The organism is Exiguobacterium sp. EA-TM-5 (genome assembly GCF_053878415.1).
Genome location: NZ_CM132670.1, coordinates 2,047,976 through 2,067,564, shown reverse-complemented (window position 1 = coordinate 2,067,564; position 19,589 = coordinate 2,047,976). Strand labels below are relative to the sequence as shown.

The following is a 19,589-nucleotide window of genomic DNA, read 5'->3' as shown; positions in this document are numbered from 1 at the left end:
ATCAGATTGTTTTACTGCACAAAAAAACTGACTCCGCAAGAGCGGAATCAGTTCAGTAGTACATCTTATTTGTTCATGACACGACCGCGTGTTGCGACGCGTGAACCGACAATACCAGCAAATGACGTGAAGACGAGTGTCAGAAGCAGTCCGACGAATGCCCAGATCGAAATTTTCGACGCTGTTTGTGTCGCTTGCTCCGTTTGCTCTCGAACATCTTGAACCGTTTTCTTCAAGTCTGCCGATGTTTCATCAAGCGTTTGTTTAGCATTTTCGATTTGTTGTGTCGTTTCTTTCGTTGCCGTGTTGAGACCATCGACGATGTTTTGTGTTGCTTCTTCCGCCTCAGCACCTGTCAAATCAGTGTTCTTCGCGACAGCGTCAGCGATTTTATCTTCATCGACCGATTTCTCGATTTTTTCAGCACGTGCTGTCAACGAATCTCCAAGGTCTTGGACGATTGTATCGAAGTTTTCTGGTTTTGTAATCGCTTCCTTACCAGCAGCTGTGACGTCTTCTTGGACAGCGTCAAGCTCGTTTTGCAAGTAGCCTGGTTGCAATTCTTTGATGTCCGTATCTTTTAGAATTTCATCGACGTTACCTTCGAGTTCTTTTGTATCGATATCTGACACGTTTTTCGTAATCGAATCAAAGCCTTTTGTCGCAGCGTCTTGAGCAGTTGAAGCAACGGATCCGATACCGCTACCAGCCGCGCCACCGACTGTTCCGAGTAATGAACCAACCGATTGTAACGTGTTGACCGTCGTGAACGTCAAGAGAGCGAACAATAGGATGACGCTTGTTGACCATGTCAAGAAACCGTGAACGAGACCAGCACGAGCGGACGTCACACCGGAAACGAATCCAGCTACGAATAGCGAGATGAGCAATGAAAGGATTGCCCAGATGATCAAGCCAATTCCAACACCATCAAACGGATTGTTCGACGTCACGTCTGTGACACCGAGTCCGATCGCTGAACCGATTAAACTAAATAAGATCAATAAAGATAGAAATGATACCACACCTGCAAAAATCGAGCTCCATGAGATGTTACGACCTGCTCCGTCCGCTTCCGCTCGGAAATGCGACGAAAAGCCTCTGTTTGTCTTTTCCATAATAAGCACTACCTCTCCCCAAATTGGTCTTTCAAGTTCGAGATGTTCATGAATATAAAAGCTTCATCTCAAGTTTCTTACGCGCATAGCTCTTATATAACCGGTAACTAAATAAGAGAAACCTAGTATTACAGGTACATGATTAATGGTCGCCTGAACTTCAACGAAGTGATATTGGTTGCGTTTGAAGAAAAAGCATCGTACACTTTTATCAAGTGTCACGTTATACTGTACAGTTTAAAATCAAAAGGAGGTGATCCCCCGCTTTTAGGGGGATACAAGTTGGACATCGTCTTAACACTGAATTTGTTGTTGCTCGTCGTATTGATTGGTTTGACCGCGTTTTTCGTCGGTTCGGAATTTGCTGTCGTCAAAGTCCGGATGTCACGTCTCGACCAGATGGTGCAAGAAGGAAAAAAGGGAGCAGTACTTGCGAAGAAGGTCGCAGGAGATCTCGATTATTACTTGTCGGCCTGTCAGCTCGGTATCACGATTACAGCACTTGGTCTCGGGGCACTCGGGAAACCGACCGTCGAGAAGTTGTTGACACCGGTCTTTGATGAACTCGGTGTTGCAGTAGCGGTCTCGACGCTTCTGTCCTATAGTATCGCTTTCATCTTCGTGACGTTTCTCCACGTCGTCATTGGAGAACTTGCACCGAAAACGCTCGCGATCCAGTATGCGGAACGCATGACGTTAATGCTAGCTCCTTCACTCTATGTATTCGGAAAAGTCATGTATCCGTTCATCTGGATCATGAACGGTTCGGCCCGTGTTCTCTTGCGAATGTTCGGTGTAAAACCAGCTGGTCACGAACAAGCCCACTCGGAAGAAGAGTTGAAAATCATCATGGCGCAAAGTTTCCAAAGTGGTGAAATCAATCAATCAGAACTCGACCTGATGCAAAATGTCTTTGCTTTTGATGAGCGTGTCACGCGCGACATCATGGTGCCACGGATGAACATGTTGGTCATTTCCGACGAGATGGACTGGGAAAGCCTATTGCAGACGATGTCAGACAATCCATATACGCGTTATCCGGTTAGTGAAGGAACGGACAAGGACCGGATTAGCGGTTATATCAATGTCAAGGAAGTGCTCGCCCATCACGCTGTACAACATGAACGAGAACTTGCATCGTTCATCAAGCCACTTCCAATCGTCTCAGAATTGACGCCGCTCCAAGAAACACTCTTGAAGATGAAACAGACACGGTCACACATCGCTCTCGTCATCGACGAGTATGGTGGGACATCCGGTTTGATCACGATGGAGGATATTTTGGAGGAAATCGTCGGTGATATCCGTGATGAATTCGATGAAGCGGAGCAAGCCGAGATCGAACAGTTACCGGACGGCTCGTACCGCTTAGCGGGTACTGTCCTTTTAGTTGAAATCGAAGAACGATTTGGTCTTCGGTTCACTGAAGCAGAGGCGGTCGACACGATTGGTGGGTATATCCAATCACGGACGGCTGCTTTTGAAGAGGGAACGATCGTCACAGATGAGGCGTTTACGCTTGAGATCTTGCGTTCTGCCCAATATCAGATTCAGGATGTCAAGTTGACCCTGCCGTCAAGCTAAGAGAAAGACCAGTTTTGCTTAGTAGTTCATTCTACTGAGCAGACGGGTCTTTTTTTATCAATCGAGGTCTTAGCACGTTCATCAAAGAGAAGTATGATAATATTCCAGACCGACGAGCCCACGAATCGATAAGATTTGGCGATAAAGCGAGAGTATATCTACTAGATGCTCAGGAAAGGGATCTCTTTAATCAATAAACGTTCAAGGCAATACATAATTATTGTGATTTTCCATTCAATTGTTAGAAGTTCAAGACGATATAAGAAATGAAGTTCACAAATGAATGAGGGAGAGAAGCATATGAAATGGTTCGCGAAATCAGCATCACCGTCCTTCGATGCGCGCATCGAAGATGAACGCGCTCATGTCGTGTTGAACGTTCCGACATCCTTACATGAACAATTACGTTTAATCGATTTACAAGCTGTCGATTTACAAATTGTCCGGGTCATCCGCGAAGATGTATCCCGTTGGATGCCGAGTATGGTCGACGCGTTCTACGACGAGCTGGTCCGTGTTCCATCCCTGCGTCAGTTAATTGAGCATCATTCGACGCTCGAACGATTAAAAGGTACGCTCGCCCGGCACATCTTGCAAATGTTCGATGGTCAAGTGACGATGGAGTACATCGAAGCACGCCGCCGAATTGCCGAACGTCACGTTCAAATCGGATTGCATAATAAGTGGTACATTGCTGCGTTCCAGAAAGTCTGGAACGTCCTTAGTGAGAAGATTGACGGCAGTGATTGGCCGGAAGTGGAACGTGTCCGGATCATGCGCTCGGCAGGGAAACTGTTCAACTTGGAACAACAGATCGTCATGACGATGTATGAGGATCAAATCGATGAGGAGCGTCAAGCGATCGCAACAGCGAAACGTCACGTCGGAGATGGCGTGCAAAAATCGACCGAAGAACTCGCAGCGATGAGTGAAGAATCGTCTGCGAACTTCCAAGAAATCGAGCGTCACGCGAAACATGTCTCGACAACCACGGATGCGATCTCACTTCAATTGACGGAAGCAGTCGGCGAAGCAGAAGCTGGTGTTGTTCTCGTTGAAGAGGAGACACGCCGCTTCCAGGACGTCGTCGCGGATTTATCACGGACGACTGAACAAGTCGCTGAACTGTCACGGTTGTCGCAAGAAATCGAGCGAATTGCCGGGATGGTGACGACGATTTCCGATCAAACGAACTTGCTCAGTCTGAATGCTTCAATCGAAGCTGCACGTGCTGGTGAGATGGGGCGTGGCTTCACCGTCGTCGCGCAAGAGATTCGTAAACTTGCTGAAGAGAGTAAACAATCGGCAGCAGAGACGTCGCGGATTGCACAAGAAATCACGCAAAAAATGCTCGTTGTCTCGCAGCGGATGGGAACGACCGAGACGGCGGTCGTTCGGACGACATCCGAGATGCAACAAGTCGTCCGAGCCTTTTCACGGATTTCTGAACAGACGGATGCCGTCTCGCGTCAAATTCACGAACTATCGACGGATACGAAGGATGTCGCTGGAACGATCGAAGGTATGCGGAAGATTGCAGAGGCGATTGCTGAGACGGCAGATGACTTGCAGGAAGTCGCGGCGACGCTCTGAATTATTCCTCCTTTCTTAGCGGAAGGAGGATTTTTTTGTCGGTTTATGGAAAAATGTAAGGGGAGGTGTTGGTGATTTATGATTCAGAGTCTAATATTGATCGTTTTATGCTTTGTCGCTTTGATGGGGCATTATGTGATGACGGGGGAGCTTGCCCCACGTGAGTTGTATGGATTACTCGGGCTAACGGGTGTCGCTTTCTTGATAGGCGGTATCGAATGGTGGCAAATCCGGCGTGATTTGCGTTATCGAGGACTAGAAGAGGGGATGTCCGTTCGCTTCGCGGACCGGGCAAGCAAAAAGACGAATACGGTCTTTGTGGCGCATGAACAATGGCTGAAGTTCTCGCGTCAGTATGCTACGTGGTGGCAGGCGATTCTTACGCGCTTTCAGAAGTTTGAATCATTTTTCATCGACGTGACGTTCGATGGGGACGGAACACGACTTCACATCAAAGAAACGAGAACGGAGTGGTTACGCAATACGACACATTTCGTGATTCGCGAAGACGGACGTGACGTCGGGACGATTCGGAACGACGCGGCACTTCGCCAGCAATTGCGACTGCAGGAAGTCTTACTCGTCTCGTATGCCGGTCAGGAGTACCAGATTCGGTCCTCGACGGTCACGCGAAAGATCGGCGTCTATCAAGACGGGAACTGTATCGCGACGGGTACGCGTCAGGGAGCTCGACTCATCTTTCACTGTGATACGAGTGAGCGTTTATTAGCCGTCGCCAGTATGATTGTCTTTCGTCTCGTATACACGAAATGAATTTATTTCACTGACCGTATGTATAGCTATAAAAAATTTATTACATAAAGAGTCAAAAAGACGATCCATCTATCCGAGTATTATCTGAATACATAAAGAAGCGCGCTAGATCTCGATAAAGGAGAACCAGCGCACTTTTTCATTATCCTGTTTTTCGAATCGACTCGAACAATCGCCCCTTATAGACATCAGCAATCGTATTGAGGAAGGTCTCACTCAGTTTTTTCGGGAAGAATGGTTTCGCATATACATAATGATACGCCTTCTTCAAGTCATCCCATTGTGTACACGGCTCTGTCTGCCGGAACCGAGCGACGTCGATGATCCGTGTCCCGTTCGCCGTCAAGAGGATGTTTCGCAAGTGGATGTCTGACGGATTCAAACCGACGGACCGCGCTTGGGCTAGAGCCGTATCGACCGTCGTCAAGACGGATTCCGGGATGTAGGTCCCGCTGACGAGACATTCGAATAACGTTTGACCTTCAATGTATTCAAGCACGATATAATCCTCACCATATTCGTAGACTTGTGCATAAGTCGGAAAATCAGTCAATTGTGCGTAAATGCCACCCTCGAGCTCAGCAAGCGTTCGAAACGATGGATAAAACTTCTTGATGACGCGATCCGTTCCCCGGACTCGAAAGACGAATGCGCTCCGTCCTGTTCCAATCAAATCCAGTTCACTCGGAAGACTATCGATTGTACAAACCAAACCTGTTTCCTTCAATTGGATCGCGTGCGCTAACTCAGCGTCTGTTTTCAATGTTGTCACTTCCTTTCCTCCTTCAATTCTTATACCCATTATACGCTCATCTGACAGGAAAAGTTTCAAAAATCGTTTGTGTGTGAAAGTTTTGAACATTATGTGATATGCTAAAAATGCTACACTGTTACATACTTCAAGGGGGTTTTTAATCATGTCAACAACACAACAATGGCGCGACCATTTTGATGGTCTTCGCGCATACGAAGAAGCCGTCGCATTACTCTACTGGGATATGCGGACATACATGCCGGAACAAGGGGCAACGAACCGTTCAGCATCGATCGGGTTCCTTTCGACGGAGAGCTTCCGTCGCCGGACAGGTGCGACGTACCAGCAACTACTCACGGCGATGGAGCAAGAGACATTGACGGGGATTGAGGCAATTTCGTTCGCAAAAGCAAAAGAAGCGTTTGACCGCGACTCGAAGATTCCAGAAGCCGAGTACCAAACGTTCATTACCTTGATCTCGGAAGCAGAGAGTGTCTGGGAAAAGGCAAAAGATGCGAACGATTGGTCAATGTTTGAGCCATACCTCGAGAAAATCGTCACGATGGAGCGCAAATTCGTCGAGTACTGGGGATATGACGCGCATCCGTACGACGCACTGCTGCATGACTATGAGCCGGGGATGACGGTCGCGACACTCGATCCATTATTTGCTGAACTTCGTCAAGCAATCATCGGTCTACTTGGGCAGCTCGAAGGAAAAGACTTCCCGACGCTCGATTGGTCAGCAGACCGCGAGACACAAATCGCCTTGAACCAAGAATGGCTCCGCGATATCGGCTACGACTTCACGTCCGGTCGCTTGGATGAGACGGTGCACCCGTTCCAGACGACAATCAACCGCAAGGACGCACGGATCACGACGAAATACGATGAGAATGACTACCGGAACTCGGTCTTCGGCACGATGCACGAAGCAGGACACGCGACTTACGAGCAAGGCATCGAACCGGAACTCGATTCACTCGGTCTTGGTGACGGTGCATCGATGGGAATCCACGAATCACAATCGTTGTTCTTTGAGAACTTCATCGGACGAAACCAAGGCTTCCTAGAAGCCCGTTATCATGGCTTACAACAAGCGATTCCGTCACTCGCTGACGTTCCATTCGAACGCTTCTATGCAGCAGTCAACGAAGTCAAACCGTCACTGATTCGGATTGAAGCCGATGAACTGACGTATGCGCTCCATATCATCATCCGATATGAACTTGAAAAACGTCTGATGACAAATGAACTTGAAGTCAAGGATCTCCCGCAAGAATGGAACCGTCTTTATAAAGAGTATCTCGGTGTCGATGTCCCGAGTGACGACAAAGGCGTCTTACAAGACGTCCACTGGTCAGGTGGCTCGTTCGGATACTTCCCAAGTTACGCGCTCGGTCTCGTCTACGCGGCACAACTAAACGAAGCGCTTCGTCGTGACGTCGACAATGTCGACGGTCTGATCGCAGCAGGAACACTTGCCCCGATCAAAGGCTGGTTGAAGAAAAACATCCATCGTCACGGAAAATCGAAGACACCGGCTGAATTGATTGAAGCAGCAACGGGTCAATCGATTTCGGTCGCACCACTCGTCAACTACTTGACGAAGAAATACACACGCGTCGTCGAGGCACTCTAATGTTATGGTTTGCACACCGCGGCGTCAGTGAGCGGTTTCCTGAGAACACGCTCGAAGCCATCATTGCTGCGATTGACGACGATGTCGATGGTGTCGAGTTCGATGTCCATTTCTCAAAGGACGGTGTCGGCGTCATTATTCATGATGAAACCGTCAACCGGACGACGAACGGAACAGGACGCGTCGTCGACATGACGGTCGCTGAACTGCAAGCACTCGACGCCGGAGCACGCTTCAAAGGTGATCCGATCAAAACGAAGATTCCGACACTTGACGAAGTGTTGACGATTCTTGCACCAGCTACACTCCGACTCAACATCGAGCTGAAGACGGATACGATTCGGTATGACGGGCTTGAAGCCTATGTCCTCGAACGTTGCGCCGCTCACGGGATTACGTCAGATCGACTACTATTCAGTTCGTTTAACCATTATTCGGTCGCCTTGATTCGCAAGCTCGATCCACGCGTTGAGACGGCGATTCTGTATCCGTATCCGATCTATCATCCGGAAGAACAGGCCCTTCGGATCGGTGCGACTGGAATCCATCCCGATTATCGACGGGTGACAGAAGCGGACGTTGCGTTTGCTCACGCGCAAGATGTCACGGTCCGCGTCTATACACCGAAGACGGTGGATGATGTCCGACAGATGCAAGCGATCTGTGTCGATGCCGTCATCGTTAATGATCCGAAAGGAATGCGCGATACACTTAAAGGATAAAAAGGATAAGGAGGAGGAAGGGATGCGTAAGGACTACGTTTTCGTGATTAGTTTGTCGCTCGTTGCCTTATTCGTCGGACTCCAGCTCGGTTTTTCCCGTTTGCCGGAACCAAAACCGAAGCAAGTCGCAACGACACCGATGGGCACGGCTGACTATAAGACAGGACTGGCGTCAGCGAAACGTGAATTGAAGCAGATTCAGCGCTTCACCTTAAAAAGCACCCTTCCTGCTAACGGTACGACCGTGACGTGGATCTACGAGACACCGTCCGATGAACGGATTGCGGTCGATTGGTACTACGTCGAAAGTTATCCGGAAGAACAGGTCCAGATGACACGAAATGAAACATCACGGATCATCTCATATGAACGGTACCTGATCGTCATTCGACCGATCTACGGGACGGTCGTCGACAGTGATCTCGAACAGTTCGCGCTTCGTTTTACAGGTTACTTCACGACACAACAACAGGGGGAAAACGATGTCAGGTAAAATCATTCTCTTGATTGGTGGATCGGGCAGCGGAAAATCTTCCCTGATCAAACGCTTGCGGACGGAATATACGCATGTCCGATTTATTCCATCGGTCACGACTCGACCGAAACGTCCGACGGAAATCGATGGGGCGAGCTATCACTTCGTCGACGTCAAGACGTTCCAACAATTGATCCAAGACGACGGTTTCATCGAGTACGCCCACGTCCATCGGGCGTGGTACGGCACACCGCGCCAAGCGTACGTCGATGTTCTCGAACAAGATCAAATCGTCATTAAAGATATCGATCCAAAAGGGGCGGCGAACTTCAAGCGCTTGTTCAACGACCAAGTGATCACGATTTTTGTTTCCGTCCCACCCGACTTGATGAAGGAACGACTGTTGATGCGCGGTGATACACCGGAGTTTGAAGCACGACTCGTCGATTACGAGGAAGCGTGGAAAGAACGCGATCATTATGATTACATGATCGAAAACATTGATTTTGAGACGGCGTATGCCGATCTGCTTGAAATCATCGCCGGTTATATTCCAGAGGTATGACGAAGAGGACGCACGTGAGCGTCCTCTTTTCGTCTGCAGAAAGGAGTGTCTATGTTACCGAACCATCCATTGTTACAAACGATTCAGGTCGTGAAGCGGCTTCCAGGTCGATCAGATCAAACCGTCTGGTCAATCGAGACGACGACGGATCATTTTATCGTCAAGACTGTCATGGACCCAGCAAGTCATCGGTATGAACGAGAAGCGAACTTGTTGATCCCAGAACAATATGGTATCGCTCATGCCTTACCACTTGCGACCGGACGAACCGCAACAATCGCTTACGGTATTTATCCGTATCTCTCTGGGCGTACCGTCCGAAGCGTGCTCCAAGAGACGCCGGAATTAGCGACCCCACTCGGTCAGGAGACAGGAAAAGCATTGAGACGTATCCATGCAGTACCTGCTCCAAGCGAGATGACGTCTTGGAGTATACGCTGTCACGCGAAACATGATCGTTACCGTGCAGCGATTGAGGATTTGCTAACATCGGAGTGGGTGGAGCGACTCGACCGATTCATCAGCGAACGCATTCCGTTGCTTGAGGGACGTCCGAATCATCTACAGCATGACGATGTTCATCTCGATAATCTACTCGTGCAAGACGGACATCTATCTGCGTTTCTTGATTACGGCAACCATGACTACGGTGATCCGTGGCATGATTTCGTCAAATGCGGATTGTTTCAGGTCGAGACTAGTCCCGTCTTTGCCCGTAACATGATCGATGGATACTTTAAGAACGAAGTGCCGTCTAACTTTTGGCAAGTATACAGTCTTTACGCGGCAATGGTCGTCTTCTCAGCACTTGTCTGGACAAAACGGTTTGATGCAAGCCAGGTGCCAGTGATGCAACGACGTGTCCAGCGGCTCATTCAGGATCACGATGGGTTTCGACGCGACATACCGTTTTGGTATGAGGCGTAAAAAAACAACGGGTCCGTCTCCCAGTTGAGGAGAAACGAACCCGTTGTTTTTAGTGAACCTTTAAACTGAAAAAAGATATTACCATTCGAATCCTTCTTCACTATATTTGCCGTTCGAATTAAAGAATTGTTCTTCTGTTTTACCATTGACGGTATTCGTATAAATAACATAGACGTCAAGATGATCATTTTGATCCGCCATTTTTTTAGCAGCTTTCTTAGCATCGGCTTCAGTCGTGTATGTCTCCGACTTGCTTGCTTTACCGTGTTTTTCTTGACCTTGTTCTTCATATCCTTCTACTGTCCATACTTTTTTTGATGACATCATTAACATCCTTTCCTTCCAAAGCGAGTTCCCCTGGCTGTTACATTATGCTGTGCAGACCAATCCATCGTCAACTGTTGCTGATCATTCTTTGACGATCTCGTCTAAATGATCGGCATAATAACGGAGTGCTCGGTCAAATGTCTGGATCGATGTATCCGACGACTTCGTAGCAAGTGTCTTCAGTAAACGACCGACCGCCTGATCGGTTTGACCGAGATTATACTCTGCCATCGCGAGGAATGCATGTAAGGCGTGGGCATCCGGAAACTCAAGCAATGCACGATGGAGAACGTCTGACGCTTCTTGAAACTGTCCGATGACGCGGTATGTACTGCCGAGACCGATATAGGCTTGCAAGCGGTCTTCACCAATAAGACCGAGCGCTAGTGCTTGTTCATAGTAGGGAACAGCAGCATGCTCCTCACCAAGGCTATCGTAACACCACGCCATCTGATAGAGGACGATTGGGTCGTCAGGTGCAATTTCGACATACTGACGGACGACTTCTTTTGCTGTTTCATACTGGCCCGTCTTTCGTAATTGATGAACTGCTTCGAAATCAAACATTTCGTTTCCTCCTCCTATGTCAACTAAAAAACGGACCCGGTCGTCCTTGACCGGATCCGTTCCATCAAACAGCTTAGACTGTTTTTTCAAGCTTCGTTAAAAGGGTCCGGAACAGTTCAAGTTCCTGATCCGAGAAGTCTTCGAAGACGTCCGCGAGGTAATCCATCTTCATCGACTCGAGTTTTTCGTATAACTCGATGCCTTTTGGTGTTGCCCGGAGTTCGACGACACGACGATCGAGTTCGCTACGCTCGCGCGAAATCAACTCTTTTTTCGTCAATTCGTCAGCTAGTGCCGTGATCATGCTCGCTGAGAACTGAAACTCTTGCGAGAGGGCAGAGGCGATTTGTGGACTGTTCGCACAAAGTGATTTCAAGATGAAGAACTCATTGCGTGTCAAATACGTCGTGAACATGCTGCGCACGTCCTTTTTAATCGCGCGGTAGTTCATCCGTAATCCTTTTTCCGTATCAACGATCAACTGATCGCGTTGTGCCACTTCTAGTGTAGTTGCCATGTATCCTTCACTCTTTCTATACCGTAGTTTCTTTCACTCGTGATTTAGTATAGTGAAAAATTTTAGTTTAATCAATATTTTTCTCTTGAATCATCTGTTTCGACAGCACGGGCGACTTGAGCGACGATTTCTTCGACATTGCGTAACTCTGGGTAGAAGCGGCGGAAGAAGTAGTCGATCCGGTGTGTGTCTTCTCCAGCAATTGTCAGTGCCATACAGATATAAGCAATCCCGATTCCTTGACGGGGGAGAAATGGATTCGGCATGACCTTCGCACAACGAAGGGCGAGCGGGCTGTGCGTCGTCACGGCTTCAATCAATTCCCCGTACGTTCGGATATCGACATAATGGAACATCCGGATCAATTCGTTGATTAATTGTTGATCGGAATCAAGCATCATTTGCGACGTGACGAGCCGTTTATCAAGCTCGTTAATGACCGGGGAGTGATCGATGAAGTAGTTCAAGTTATCCGCCGTGATCCGGACTTGGTGTGGATCAGACAAGATTTGTTGAACGGTCTCGTCTTCGAATTGTTTCAACTGTTTTTTGATGTTGACGAATTCCTGATCAGCAATCTCAAGCAATCCTGCCACCCGACTAAAGCTGCGCCGGACTTCTGCCGGGACACTGTTCGGATTTTTATACCCGAGGTCATGTTCGATCTCTGCCCAGGCGTGCTGGAGAATCGACCGGATTTGAATTTCAGCCGTATAGTCCTTAAAGCGACCGTATTCGCTTAGAGCCAGTCGCTGATCGCTGAGTGACGCGACGAAGTGAACCGAAAGATAACCGAACTCCGTCGTATCAAGCAAGGTCGACTTATCGACGGACTGATCCCGGTCGATCGCAAACTCGTTTTCAATGATTCGCGCTGCTTCTCGGACATCGTCATGAAAATAAGTGACGATCCGAATTCCAGTCAAGTCATGGACGTCCTTAAGCGAACGGTATTTATTCGGTTGCCGTAAGACTTTTTGATACAGACTTTCAGAGTCTTTCGTCCGGGCGACGATCGAGTGGTATTTGATTCCTGCCGCGTCAAGTAGCTCAGACAGGAGCATCTTCAGTTTGTCGGCGTACGCATCATATTCTTCCTTATCGTTGACATATTCAAGCATCATCGTATTTAAATCTTGTGATTGCACCGTTTCGCACCTTCCTCATCCTGTAGTCATCTAGCCATATTGTAGCACTCTGCTTTGTTAAACGCACAGCAAGACCCTGTTTGAAGCAGTGCGATTCGTGGGAAAAAGACAAGTAGTACGCTTCCGGGAGGAGATTGAAAATGGAAATAGTGGATGCCCGTGCTTTACCCGCCGATCATATGGATGTCTTACATGTCACCCCGTCGTCAATCTATTTTCGACGCCGTCTTGATGACGCCCGCTATCATATTAGCCGCTATGATCTTGAAGATCAGGAACAGGTTGATCTGACGCCAGAAGCCTTGACCGACCACGGACCAACCCGTCCGTTCGTCCGGCACGGGAAGGTCTATTGTCTGAATGAACATACGCAAGAGCAGGGTGGCGAGACGGAAGTGCTCGTCATCGATCTGATGTCCGGTAAACGGGAACAGATTGCTTCGTTTTACGTCGAAGGGGATTTGACGCTTTACTGGGTGCTCAATGAAAACTATCTCGTGTTCTTGCAGACGACGGATACGACGTCCGCATTTCTTTATGACGTCACAGATGAATCGCGCCAGACGATTCGCGATCAACGGCTTTACGGGATGACAGAGAATTACCGGGAGCTCTATTTCTTTCTCGTCACGCTTGAAGACAAGGAATACATCGTCTGTAATGCTCGGCTTGACGAGTTCTCGTTTTATGACGCGCTTGAAAGTGGCGTCATCTCACCGGAAGATCCAATCGACCACTCAGAAAGCTTGTTGATTGCTCCGCTCCCGACTTTGATCAAAGAGATTGAACAAGGCGTTGAGCACTTATCGTTTGCAACTTTACTAAAGTTAGAGGGAGAAGGGGACACCGTCCAGTATCTCGGAGAACAGGAAGGTCACTTGATTTTTAGTGCCTACACCGACCGGCTGAACGAAGAAGTCTTTTACCGGATCGATACGGAAGCGAGTGTCGAAGAGGTCGCTCGGATTCAGTGGAGTGACTATGAACCGCTCGATTTCACCTATGACGACGTCGAGTCGACGATCTTCATCGTCAATGACCGTTCCGAACACCATCATGAAGTAATCAATTTACGCAACGGTGCCCGATTCCTTGATAAGGAACCGTTTGAGCGCGTCTTACGGGGACGTTTCTATTTACACGAAGCGATCGGTGACGATGCGGAGCCGATGGTCACGGTGTATGACGCGGAACACAACGAACGGTATCGGTTCGAAGACGCGTATTATGTCACTGTGTCCGGAGAACTCGTCATCTTATCGGTCCACCAGTTATGAAAGAAGCGGTTGTTCTCGTCGTGAGAGCAGCCGCTTATCAAATAAAAAATTCAATTATTTCAATCACCGTAATTACATTAAAAAATAAAAACCAGCCGAGAGTAAACCTCAGGCTGGCTAGAAATGCTACACTTATTCTGCGTCAGTTGTACGTGTATAGACATCGACTTGGATGTTTCCAGCAGTCGCACGTGAGTAAGGGCAGACCGTATGCGCGACTTTCGCGAGTTCAGCAGCCGCTTCTTCCGAAATCCCACGGACGAGAACGTCAAGTTCGACTGAAAGCATGAATCCGTCAGCTGCTTCGTTTAATGTAACGTGCGCTGTAACTTCACTACCGTCATGTTTGATACCTTGTTTGCGAGCGACCATGTTTAAAGCAGAGTCAAAGCATGCAGAGTATCCTGCAGCAAAGAGTTGTTCTGGGTTCGTTGCTTGTTTTTTCGATCCTGGTACTGGCATTGCGAGGGCGACGTCAAGAATTCCGTCCTCCGATACGACGCGTCCGTCGCGACCTCCGACAGCTGTTGCAGATGATGTGAACATTGGTTTCATGTGTGTAACTCCCTTTCGTTGTTAGAATCAAATAAGTAGCTTACAATTAGATTGTATACAATTTAAATCGAATTGCAACTCGTTTGCTCACGATTGGAGGAATTTTTTATGAACCCGTTAGCCTTAGATGAACAACTCTGTTTTCCGTTCTATGCGATTTCGCGCGAAATCACGCGTCGTTACCGACCGCTACTCGAACCACTCGGTCTGACGTACCCGCAATATCTCGTCATGCTCGTCGTCTGGGAAGAAGAGGGACAGTCGCTTAAAGCAATCGGTGAACGGCTCCATCTCGATTCCGGAACGTTGACACCACTTCTTAAAAAACTCGAAGCTGCTGATTTGTTGCGACGGGTTCGAAAACCGGAAGACGAACGACACATTCAAATCTTTTTGACGGACGCCGGTCGCGCGTTACGAACACGAGCTGAGAGCGTTCCGCTTGATCTCGTCCGGACACTTGACGTTGACGAAGAAGATTTACAAGTCGTCAAAGCGGCACTCAACCGTCTTGTCATGAAAATGAGCGACCCGGATTAACCGGATCGCTCATTGTCTTATTTGCGGCGGAAGCCTTCTTCTTCAAGATAGTTTGCTGCTTCCTTATACGAGTTGAATGCACCATCGAGGAGATCGCCAGCGTAGACGAGCCACGTGTCGATGTCTTCATTGAGTAACGTCAATTCGAACTGGTTATCATTGACCCATGTTTCTTCAAGTGTTTCGACGGACTGGACCGTTGAGAGCGCTTTGATCGCATCTTCTAATAAGAGGATTAAAGCAGGTTCTGAGAATTCACGGATATTGACGAAGCCTTTTTCATCTGTTTCGTATCCTGGTAGACCAGCTGCATAGACAAAACCGTTTCCGTTCGGATGCAAATGATAGACGAGATTCTTCTTCTCATATTGGCTATCCGGAAATTGGAAATTGACGCGCTTCAGCGAAACATCTTTGCGGACGAGTTGTGGGAACGTCTCGATAATTCGTAGTTTTTCTTCAAAAGTTAACATGGTTCCTCCTTGGTGTTACAGTTCTTCACTTCTATATATGCGATGAAATCGAACAAAATGTCAACCATTGCAATGAAACCCAGCAACGATTTTAACCGTAAATGGAAACGAAAGGAAGTGTTTTTGATGTCTACTGTACAATGGCATACGTTGCCAGAACGTTCGATCCGGGCAGAACGACTCGGATTGATTCCGCTCCATGGATTGATTGCCATCATCTTGATTGGTACGACGATCACCCAAGTCATGTGGCTCGACCTGACGCCTTGGTGGATGGGGATCGCTACTTTGCTTTGGCTCATTTACTTCATTCCCCGTATCGTCTACATACCCGTTCTTCGTGTGAAGTATATGCGTTTTCGAATCGATGAGGAATTTCTGATCGTTCGTAACGGGATCTTTTTCCGCCGCGAAGTGACGGTGCCACTCGTGAAGGTGCAACTGATTGACAGTCAAACAGGACCCATCTTGCGGCGCTACGACTTGATCACGCTCGACGTCCGGACAGCATCCGGCTTCGTCACGTTAGCTCGTCTTGATCGTGCGCAAGGGGACGATCTGCGCAAACAAGTCGAACGATTCGCGAAACTTGAGGAGCGGGAGGAGGAATCGTTATGACACGGCGCGTTCATCCGCTGTTCATCTTGATGTCGAGCATCTCGATCATCCGTTCACTCCTGATTCCGTTTGCCGCCTTGATTTTGAATGCGATCCGCAAAGGGGAGATCAATACCTATACGTGGATTGGCATCAGTGTCGGGATGTTGTTCGTCATCCTCTACGGGATCGCTTCTTGGTACTTTTATACGTTTACGATTGATGCCGAGACGATTCGTGTCCGTAAAGGCATTTTTCAAAAAAGTGAACGGACGACGCAACGTAAACGCATCGAGTCAATCGGGATCCAGCAAAACGTCATCGAACGACTGCTGCGTCTCGCGACGTTGACGGTTGAGACGTCGTCCGAAAGCGGAACACCGGAAGTCGAGCTGAAGGGGATCCGGCTCGATTTTGCAAAGGAGCTGAAGTCGTCGATTAAAAACGATGGATCCATTGTCGCTAAGGAAGAAACTGAAGAAATCGCCTATACGATTCCCGTCCGTGATTTAGCGTTAGCAGGTGCGTTGTCTGGACGCGTCGGACTGGCACTCGTTGGGATCGGAACTGCTTATCAGTTCATCGACCAATTCATCGAACGCTATGTCGACCGGCTGTTCTCGGAACTAGCCCATTTGTCATTACTCGTCTTGAGTGGTCTCGGTATCCTTGTTCTCCTTGTCATCTACGTCGGCTCGATCATCGTCTACATCTTAAAATACGGTTCATATCGTGCTGTGTTGCAACATAATCGTTTGTTGATCGGCTACGGGATGTTGAACCGGACCGAAGTCGCATTTCACGCCGATAAGATTCAAGCCCTCGTCATTCAAGAAAGCTGGATTCAGCGTTTGATTGGTCGGGCGAGTCTGTCCTTACACATCATCTCAGCGACCGGGGAGAAAGAGCGACTGTTGCTCCATCCATTCATCCGGACGAACGAAATCGATGGATTCCTTGCGACATACCTGCCGCGCTTTCGCCAGTTCAAGCCACAGTATGATGTCGCACCGATCGGCTTCCGTTACCGGGTTCGTTGGCCGCTGCTCGGTTATGCGCTTCTGTTTACTGCACTGAGCAGTGTCGTGATCATCTTCCTTGACTCTTCCTGGCGCTTCTTGATCTTGCTGCTGTTCATCTGGTTACCGTTCTATTATCTGGCTGTGCGAAGCGGCTACCGGAAGACACGGTTTGGAACGGGACACGATCTCTTGATGTTACGCAAACAATGGGTGCAAAAAGAGACGGTCTATACGCCACGACTGAAGATTGAGGAATTGACCTGGTCTGTCTCCCGCTGGCTCGAAGCAAAGGAGATTGCCCGAATTCAGATTCAACTGCGCGGCAATACGGCGTTTCATGCCCTCTATTTCGAACGAACGGATATTGATACCCTACAACGGTGGTATAAACAATCGTTCCTTTCGACACCGCTAGCAGGGGAAGCTGAAACCGACGACGAATAAGGAAAGACTCACTGTCGGAAAGGAAGCGAATCACATGCGCAAATGGGGAATCGGCATCGTGGTGCTCGTCACGTGTCTGCTATTATATATCGTCTATGACGGATACCGAATTCAGCAAACATTGATCGGTCAGTCAGACGCCTCTCCGATTTTAAAGTCAACGAGCGAGCAACAAGTGAGCCAAGATGAGACGTGGTTCAAACAAACGAGCGAGACACAACAATGGTCAAAGGACGGAGTCGTCCGTTTCGGTCGTTATCTACCTGCTACCGGTAGCAAACAGACCGTCCTTCTCGTACCAGACGAGATCGGCTTTTCGCAGACTGGTGCCTATGCACTGGCTCGCTATTATCATGATGCTAAGTTTAACGTCCTACTCATTGAACGACGTGGACAGGAACGAAGTGGTGGGGTCCGAAACTACGGTTGGCTCGATCGACTCGATGTCTTGGAGTGGACGCAGCGACTGCTTGCTGAAAACGGAGATGAAACTCGGATCGTCTATCACGGACTAGGTGTTGGCGCTGCGACTGTCTTACTCGCTACTGGTGAGACTTTACCGACTCAAGTCCGTGCCGTCGTCGCTGAAGGAGCTTACGCCCGGCTTGATGACTGGTTCAGCCTACTCGCAGACGAACAGATTCGTTACCCGGCGCTACCGTCATTGACAGTCGCAAGCATGTGGAATAAGGGCGAACAGGACTTCTTTTATGGCGACGTCTCCGTGACACGCCAAGCGACGAAGAGTCGTGTTCCGACGATGTTCATCCACGGACTGAAGGACGAACTCGTTCCGGTCCGGATGATGTATGAACTGTATCAAGCAAAAACCGGTCTCAAACAATTGTACCCGGTCCGTAATGCCGGGCATGATGAGACGTATACGCTAGACCCAAACAACTACGAAAAACGATTACGCTTATTCTTGCAGCCATACTTGCGGGATATGTAAAGCAGAGGAGACGTCGTCATGCACACTACACAAGTATCCCATTACTGGGTCGGTTCCGACGAACCGTTCGTCGATCAACAACAAATCGACCAGTTTGGTCCAATCACCCTTGGACGTTTCGGTGGTTGCTCAAGCAGTGGTCAGTATAAAAACGAAGACGGTGCTGCCATCTTGATTGGCGAAGACTGGGAGATGACCGTCGTTTTAGATGCCCACAAGACAGCAGATAGCGCAGCACTTGTCTTACAGCAATTGGCACAACATGAGTCGCGGATCCGAGATGATTTAGATGCCCCACTTGCTGAAGCATTCGGACGGATCGAGACGACCGTGTTGGATTTGTTTCAAGACCCAGATTTTTTAGCAGCCTGCACAACGTTGCAAGGCGAAACGGCATGTCTGATCGCTGTTCGAAAAGGACGCTTCATCTGGTGGTTATCGGTCGGCGACGTCGTCTTGTATCTGTTTCATCCAGAGTTAATGAAGATGGAACAAGCCGCTTTGAACCAGCGACAGTTCTACGAATGGATCGGACGCGCCAATACATTTGCTTTACCGGTCCCGAGTTATACTCGTGGCGTCCGCGAATTAATCGATTGTTCGTAACGACGGACGGTCTGCTTGAATGCCCCGGGACACCGTTCGCTGAACCAAAGCAGATTGAGGAAACTTTACAATCAGGTGGTGTCGTTGATCTACTCTCAACAATTGAAACGCATGGCGTTCGCGATAGCACGACGGTCGTCACATGGACGGTCACGATTGAAGAGACGGTCACCCAACCTAGTGATACATGAAAACAACCCGCGCTCTTGATTAAGCGCGGGTTGTTGTTATTCTGTTTCAGGCGTTTGTTCCTGTTGCTGATCGAGTTCGATCGGTTCTTGATCAATGGGTGGCTTCGCTTCAGCCAACGGGAAGGCGATGCCCGCGCTTGTCAGCAAGGTGATCAAGGCGGCGCTCGTTAAAGTTTGACGCATAGTCCGACACGTCCTTTCTGTCTGATTCCGACACTA

24 protein-coding genes are annotated in these 19,589 nt (G+C 48.7%); 15 read left to right on the top strand and 9 right to left on the bottom strand.

All coding sequences use genetic code 11. From position 1 onward, the window contains the following. Nucleotides 1-65 precede the first annotated feature (65 nt). Entirely contained in the window at nucleotides 66-1,118 is a 1,053-nt protein-coding gene (locus ACV3PA_RS10740; protein WP_456124677.1) for a hypothetical protein, read from the bottom strand. 282 nt (nucleotides 1,119-1,400) lie between these two features. On the opposite strand from ACV3PA_RS10740, the gene ACV3PA_RS10735 reads away from it, so the two are divergent. The 3 genes from ACV3PA_RS10735 to ACV3PA_RS10725 all read left to right on the top strand — a co-directional run bounded on the left by ACV3PA_RS10735 (nucleotide 1,401) and on the right by ACV3PA_RS10725 (nucleotide 5,069). Continuing rightward, nucleotides 1,401-2,702 carry a hemolysin family protein gene (locus ACV3PA_RS10735; RefSeq protein WP_456124676.1) on the top strand — a complete coding sequence of 434 codons (1,302 nt, stop codon included), beginning with the start codon at nucleotides 1,401-1,403 and terminating at the stop codon, nucleotides 2,700-2,702. Between the two features lie 300 nt (nucleotides 2,703-3,002). Then, entirely contained in the window at nucleotides 3,003-4,295 is a 1,293-nt protein-coding gene (locus ACV3PA_RS10730; RefSeq protein ID WP_456124675.1) for a methyl-accepting chemotaxis protein, read from the top strand. A 78-nt stretch (nucleotides 4,296-4,373) separates the two neighbouring features. Then, complete coding sequence (locus ACV3PA_RS10725; RefSeq protein WP_456124674.1) at nucleotides 4,374-5,069, top strand: hypothetical protein; 696 nt, start codon at nucleotides 4,374-4,376, stop codon at nucleotides 5,067-5,069. A 142-nt stretch (nucleotides 5,070-5,211) separates the two neighbouring features. Here ACV3PA_RS10725 and ACV3PA_RS10720 read toward each other — a convergent pair whose 3' ends face one another. After that, on the bottom strand, nucleotides 5,212-5,841 hold the full coding sequence (locus tag ACV3PA_RS10720; protein ID WP_456124673.1) for a lipopolysaccharide core heptose(II) kinase RfaY: 630 nt from the start codon (nucleotides 5,839-5,841) through the stop codon (nucleotides 5,212-5,214). 145 nt (nucleotides 5,842-5,986) lie between these two features. Here ACV3PA_RS10720 and ACV3PA_RS10715 point away from each other — a divergent pair, with 145 nt between their 5' ends. The 5 genes from ACV3PA_RS10715 to ACV3PA_RS10695 are packed head-to-tail and all read left to right on the top strand — an operon-like array spanning nucleotide 5,987 to nucleotide 10,154. After that, entirely contained in the window at nucleotides 5,987-7,465 is a 1,479-nt protein-coding gene (locus tag ACV3PA_RS10715; protein WP_456124672.1) for a carboxypeptidase M32, read from the top strand. Then, nucleotides 7,465-8,187: a glycerophosphodiester phosphodiesterase gene (locus ACV3PA_RS10710; protein ID WP_456124671.1), complete on the top strand. Its 723-nt coding sequence runs from the start codon at nucleotides 7,465-7,467 to the stop codon at nucleotides 8,185-8,187. The genes ACV3PA_RS10715 and ACV3PA_RS10710 overlap by 1 nt, the downstream gene beginning before the upstream one ends. 22 nt (nucleotides 8,188-8,209) lie before the next feature. After that, on the top strand, nucleotides 8,210-8,680 hold the full coding sequence (locus tag ACV3PA_RS10705; RefSeq protein ID WP_456124670.1) for a hypothetical protein: 471 nt from the start codon (nucleotides 8,210-8,212) through the stop codon (nucleotides 8,678-8,680). Beyond that, on the top strand, nucleotides 8,670-9,227 hold the full coding sequence (locus ACV3PA_RS10700) for a guanylate kinase (protein ID WP_456124669.1): 558 nt from the start codon (nucleotides 8,670-8,672) through the stop codon (nucleotides 9,225-9,227). Before ACV3PA_RS10705 ends, ACV3PA_RS10700 begins: the two co-directional genes overlap by 11 nt. Before the next feature lie 51 nt (nucleotides 9,228-9,278). Next, nucleotides 9,279-10,154 (top strand): phosphotransferase family protein, encoded by an 876-nt coding sequence (locus ACV3PA_RS10695; protein WP_456124668.1) that lies wholly within the window; start codon nucleotides 9,279-9,281, stop codon nucleotides 10,152-10,154. A 78-nt stretch (nucleotides 10,155-10,232) separates the two neighbouring features. Here ACV3PA_RS10695 and ACV3PA_RS10690 read toward each other — a convergent pair whose 3' ends face one another. The 4 genes from ACV3PA_RS10690 to ACV3PA_RS10675 all read right to left on the bottom strand — a co-directional run bounded on the left by ACV3PA_RS10690 (nucleotide 10,233) and on the right by ACV3PA_RS10675 (nucleotide 12,713). Beyond that, nucleotides 10,233-10,481, bottom strand: coding sequence for a hypothetical protein (locus ACV3PA_RS10690; RefSeq protein WP_456124667.1), 249 nt, complete (start codon nucleotides 10,479-10,481; stop codon nucleotides 10,233-10,235). Nucleotides 10,482-10,562: 81 nt separating this feature from the next. Beyond that, the gene (locus tag ACV3PA_RS10685; protein WP_456124666.1) at nucleotides 10,563-11,048 is read right to left on the bottom strand and encodes a tetratricopeptide repeat protein; all 486 of its coding nucleotides are present in this window, start codon (nucleotides 11,046-11,048) and stop codon (nucleotides 10,563-10,565) included. A gap of 73 nt (nucleotides 11,049-11,121) precedes the next feature. Then, nucleotides 11,122-11,565, bottom strand: coding sequence for a MarR family winged helix-turn-helix transcriptional regulator (locus ACV3PA_RS10680; RefSeq protein WP_053453345.1), 444 nt, complete (start codon nucleotides 11,563-11,565; stop codon nucleotides 11,122-11,124). Between the two features lie 71 nt (nucleotides 11,566-11,636). Next, nucleotides 11,637-12,713 (bottom strand): GTP pyrophosphokinase, encoded by a 1,077-nt coding sequence (locus ACV3PA_RS10675; protein WP_456124665.1) that lies wholly within the window; start codon nucleotides 12,711-12,713, stop codon nucleotides 11,637-11,639. 140 nt (nucleotides 12,714-12,853) lie between these two features. On the opposite strand from ACV3PA_RS10675, the gene ACV3PA_RS10670 reads away from it, so the two are divergent. Beyond that, the gene (locus ACV3PA_RS10670) at nucleotides 12,854-13,990 is read left to right on the top strand and encodes a Six-bladed beta-propeller, TolB-like protein (RefSeq protein ID WP_410503214.1); all 1,137 of its coding nucleotides are present in this window, start codon (nucleotides 12,854-12,856) and stop codon (nucleotides 13,988-13,990) included. Nucleotides 13,991-14,122: 132 nt separating this feature from the next. Here ACV3PA_RS10670 and ACV3PA_RS10665 read toward each other — a convergent pair whose 3' ends face one another. After that, nucleotides 14,123-14,545, bottom strand: a complete 423-nt coding sequence (locus tag ACV3PA_RS10665) for an organic hydroperoxide resistance protein (RefSeq protein ID WP_023468292.1) — start codon at nucleotides 14,543-14,545, stop codon at nucleotides 14,123-14,125. Nucleotides 14,546-14,653: 108 nt separating this feature from the next. Here ACV3PA_RS10665 and ACV3PA_RS10660 point away from each other — a divergent pair, with 108 nt between their 5' ends. Then, on the top strand, nucleotides 14,654-15,085 hold the full coding sequence (locus tag ACV3PA_RS10660; protein WP_456124664.1) for a MarR family winged helix-turn-helix transcriptional regulator: 432 nt from the start codon (nucleotides 14,654-14,656) through the stop codon (nucleotides 15,083-15,085). Nucleotides 15,086-15,102: 17 nt separating this feature from the next. On the opposite strand, the gene ACV3PA_RS10655 is transcribed toward ACV3PA_RS10660, so the two are convergent. After that, nucleotides 15,103-15,558 carry a hypothetical protein gene (locus ACV3PA_RS10655; RefSeq protein WP_023468294.1) on the bottom strand — a complete coding sequence of 152 codons (456 nt, stop codon included), beginning with the start codon at nucleotides 15,556-15,558 and terminating at the stop codon, nucleotides 15,103-15,105. Nucleotides 15,559-15,684: 126 nt separating this feature from the next. Between ACV3PA_RS10655 and ACV3PA_RS10650 the strand changes: the two genes are divergently transcribed. Genes ACV3PA_RS10650 through ACV3PA_RS10630 form a run of 5 tightly spaced genes read left to right on the top strand, consistent with a single transcriptional unit; the run spans nucleotide 15,685 to nucleotide 19,370 of the window. Further along, nucleotides 15,685-16,176, top strand: coding sequence for a PH domain-containing protein (locus ACV3PA_RS10650; RefSeq protein ID WP_410501200.1), 492 nt, complete (start codon nucleotides 15,685-15,687; stop codon nucleotides 16,174-16,176). Continuing rightward, a complete protein-coding gene (locus ACV3PA_RS10645; RefSeq protein WP_456124663.1) occupies nucleotides 16,173-17,621 on the top strand; it encodes a PH domain-containing protein in 1,449 nt (482 codons plus the stop codon). Before ACV3PA_RS10650 ends, ACV3PA_RS10645 begins: the two co-directional genes overlap by 4 nt. 34 nt (nucleotides 17,622-17,655) lie before the next feature. Next, nucleotides 17,656-18,573: an alpha/beta hydrolase gene (locus ACV3PA_RS10640; protein WP_456124662.1), complete on the top strand. Its 918-nt coding sequence runs from the start codon at nucleotides 17,656-17,658 to the stop codon at nucleotides 18,571-18,573. 18 nt (nucleotides 18,574-18,591) lie between these two features. Next, nucleotides 18,592-19,179: a PP2C family serine/threonine-protein phosphatase gene (locus ACV3PA_RS10635; RefSeq protein WP_456124661.1), complete on the top strand. Its 588-nt coding sequence runs from the start codon at nucleotides 18,592-18,594 to the stop codon at nucleotides 19,177-19,179. Further along, complete coding sequence (locus ACV3PA_RS10630; protein ID WP_456124660.1) at nucleotides 19,170-19,370, top strand: hypothetical protein; 201 nt, start codon at nucleotides 19,170-19,172, stop codon at nucleotides 19,368-19,370. The genes ACV3PA_RS10635 and ACV3PA_RS10630 overlap by 10 nt, the downstream gene beginning before the upstream one ends. A gap of 36 nt (nucleotides 19,371-19,406) precedes the next feature. On the opposite strand, the gene ACV3PA_RS10625 is transcribed toward ACV3PA_RS10630, so the two are convergent. After that, on the bottom strand, nucleotides 19,407-19,553 hold the full coding sequence (locus ACV3PA_RS10625; protein WP_456124659.1) for a hypothetical protein: 147 nt from the start codon (nucleotides 19,551-19,553) through the stop codon (nucleotides 19,407-19,409). Between the last annotated feature and the right edge of the window lie 36 nt (nucleotides 19,554-19,589).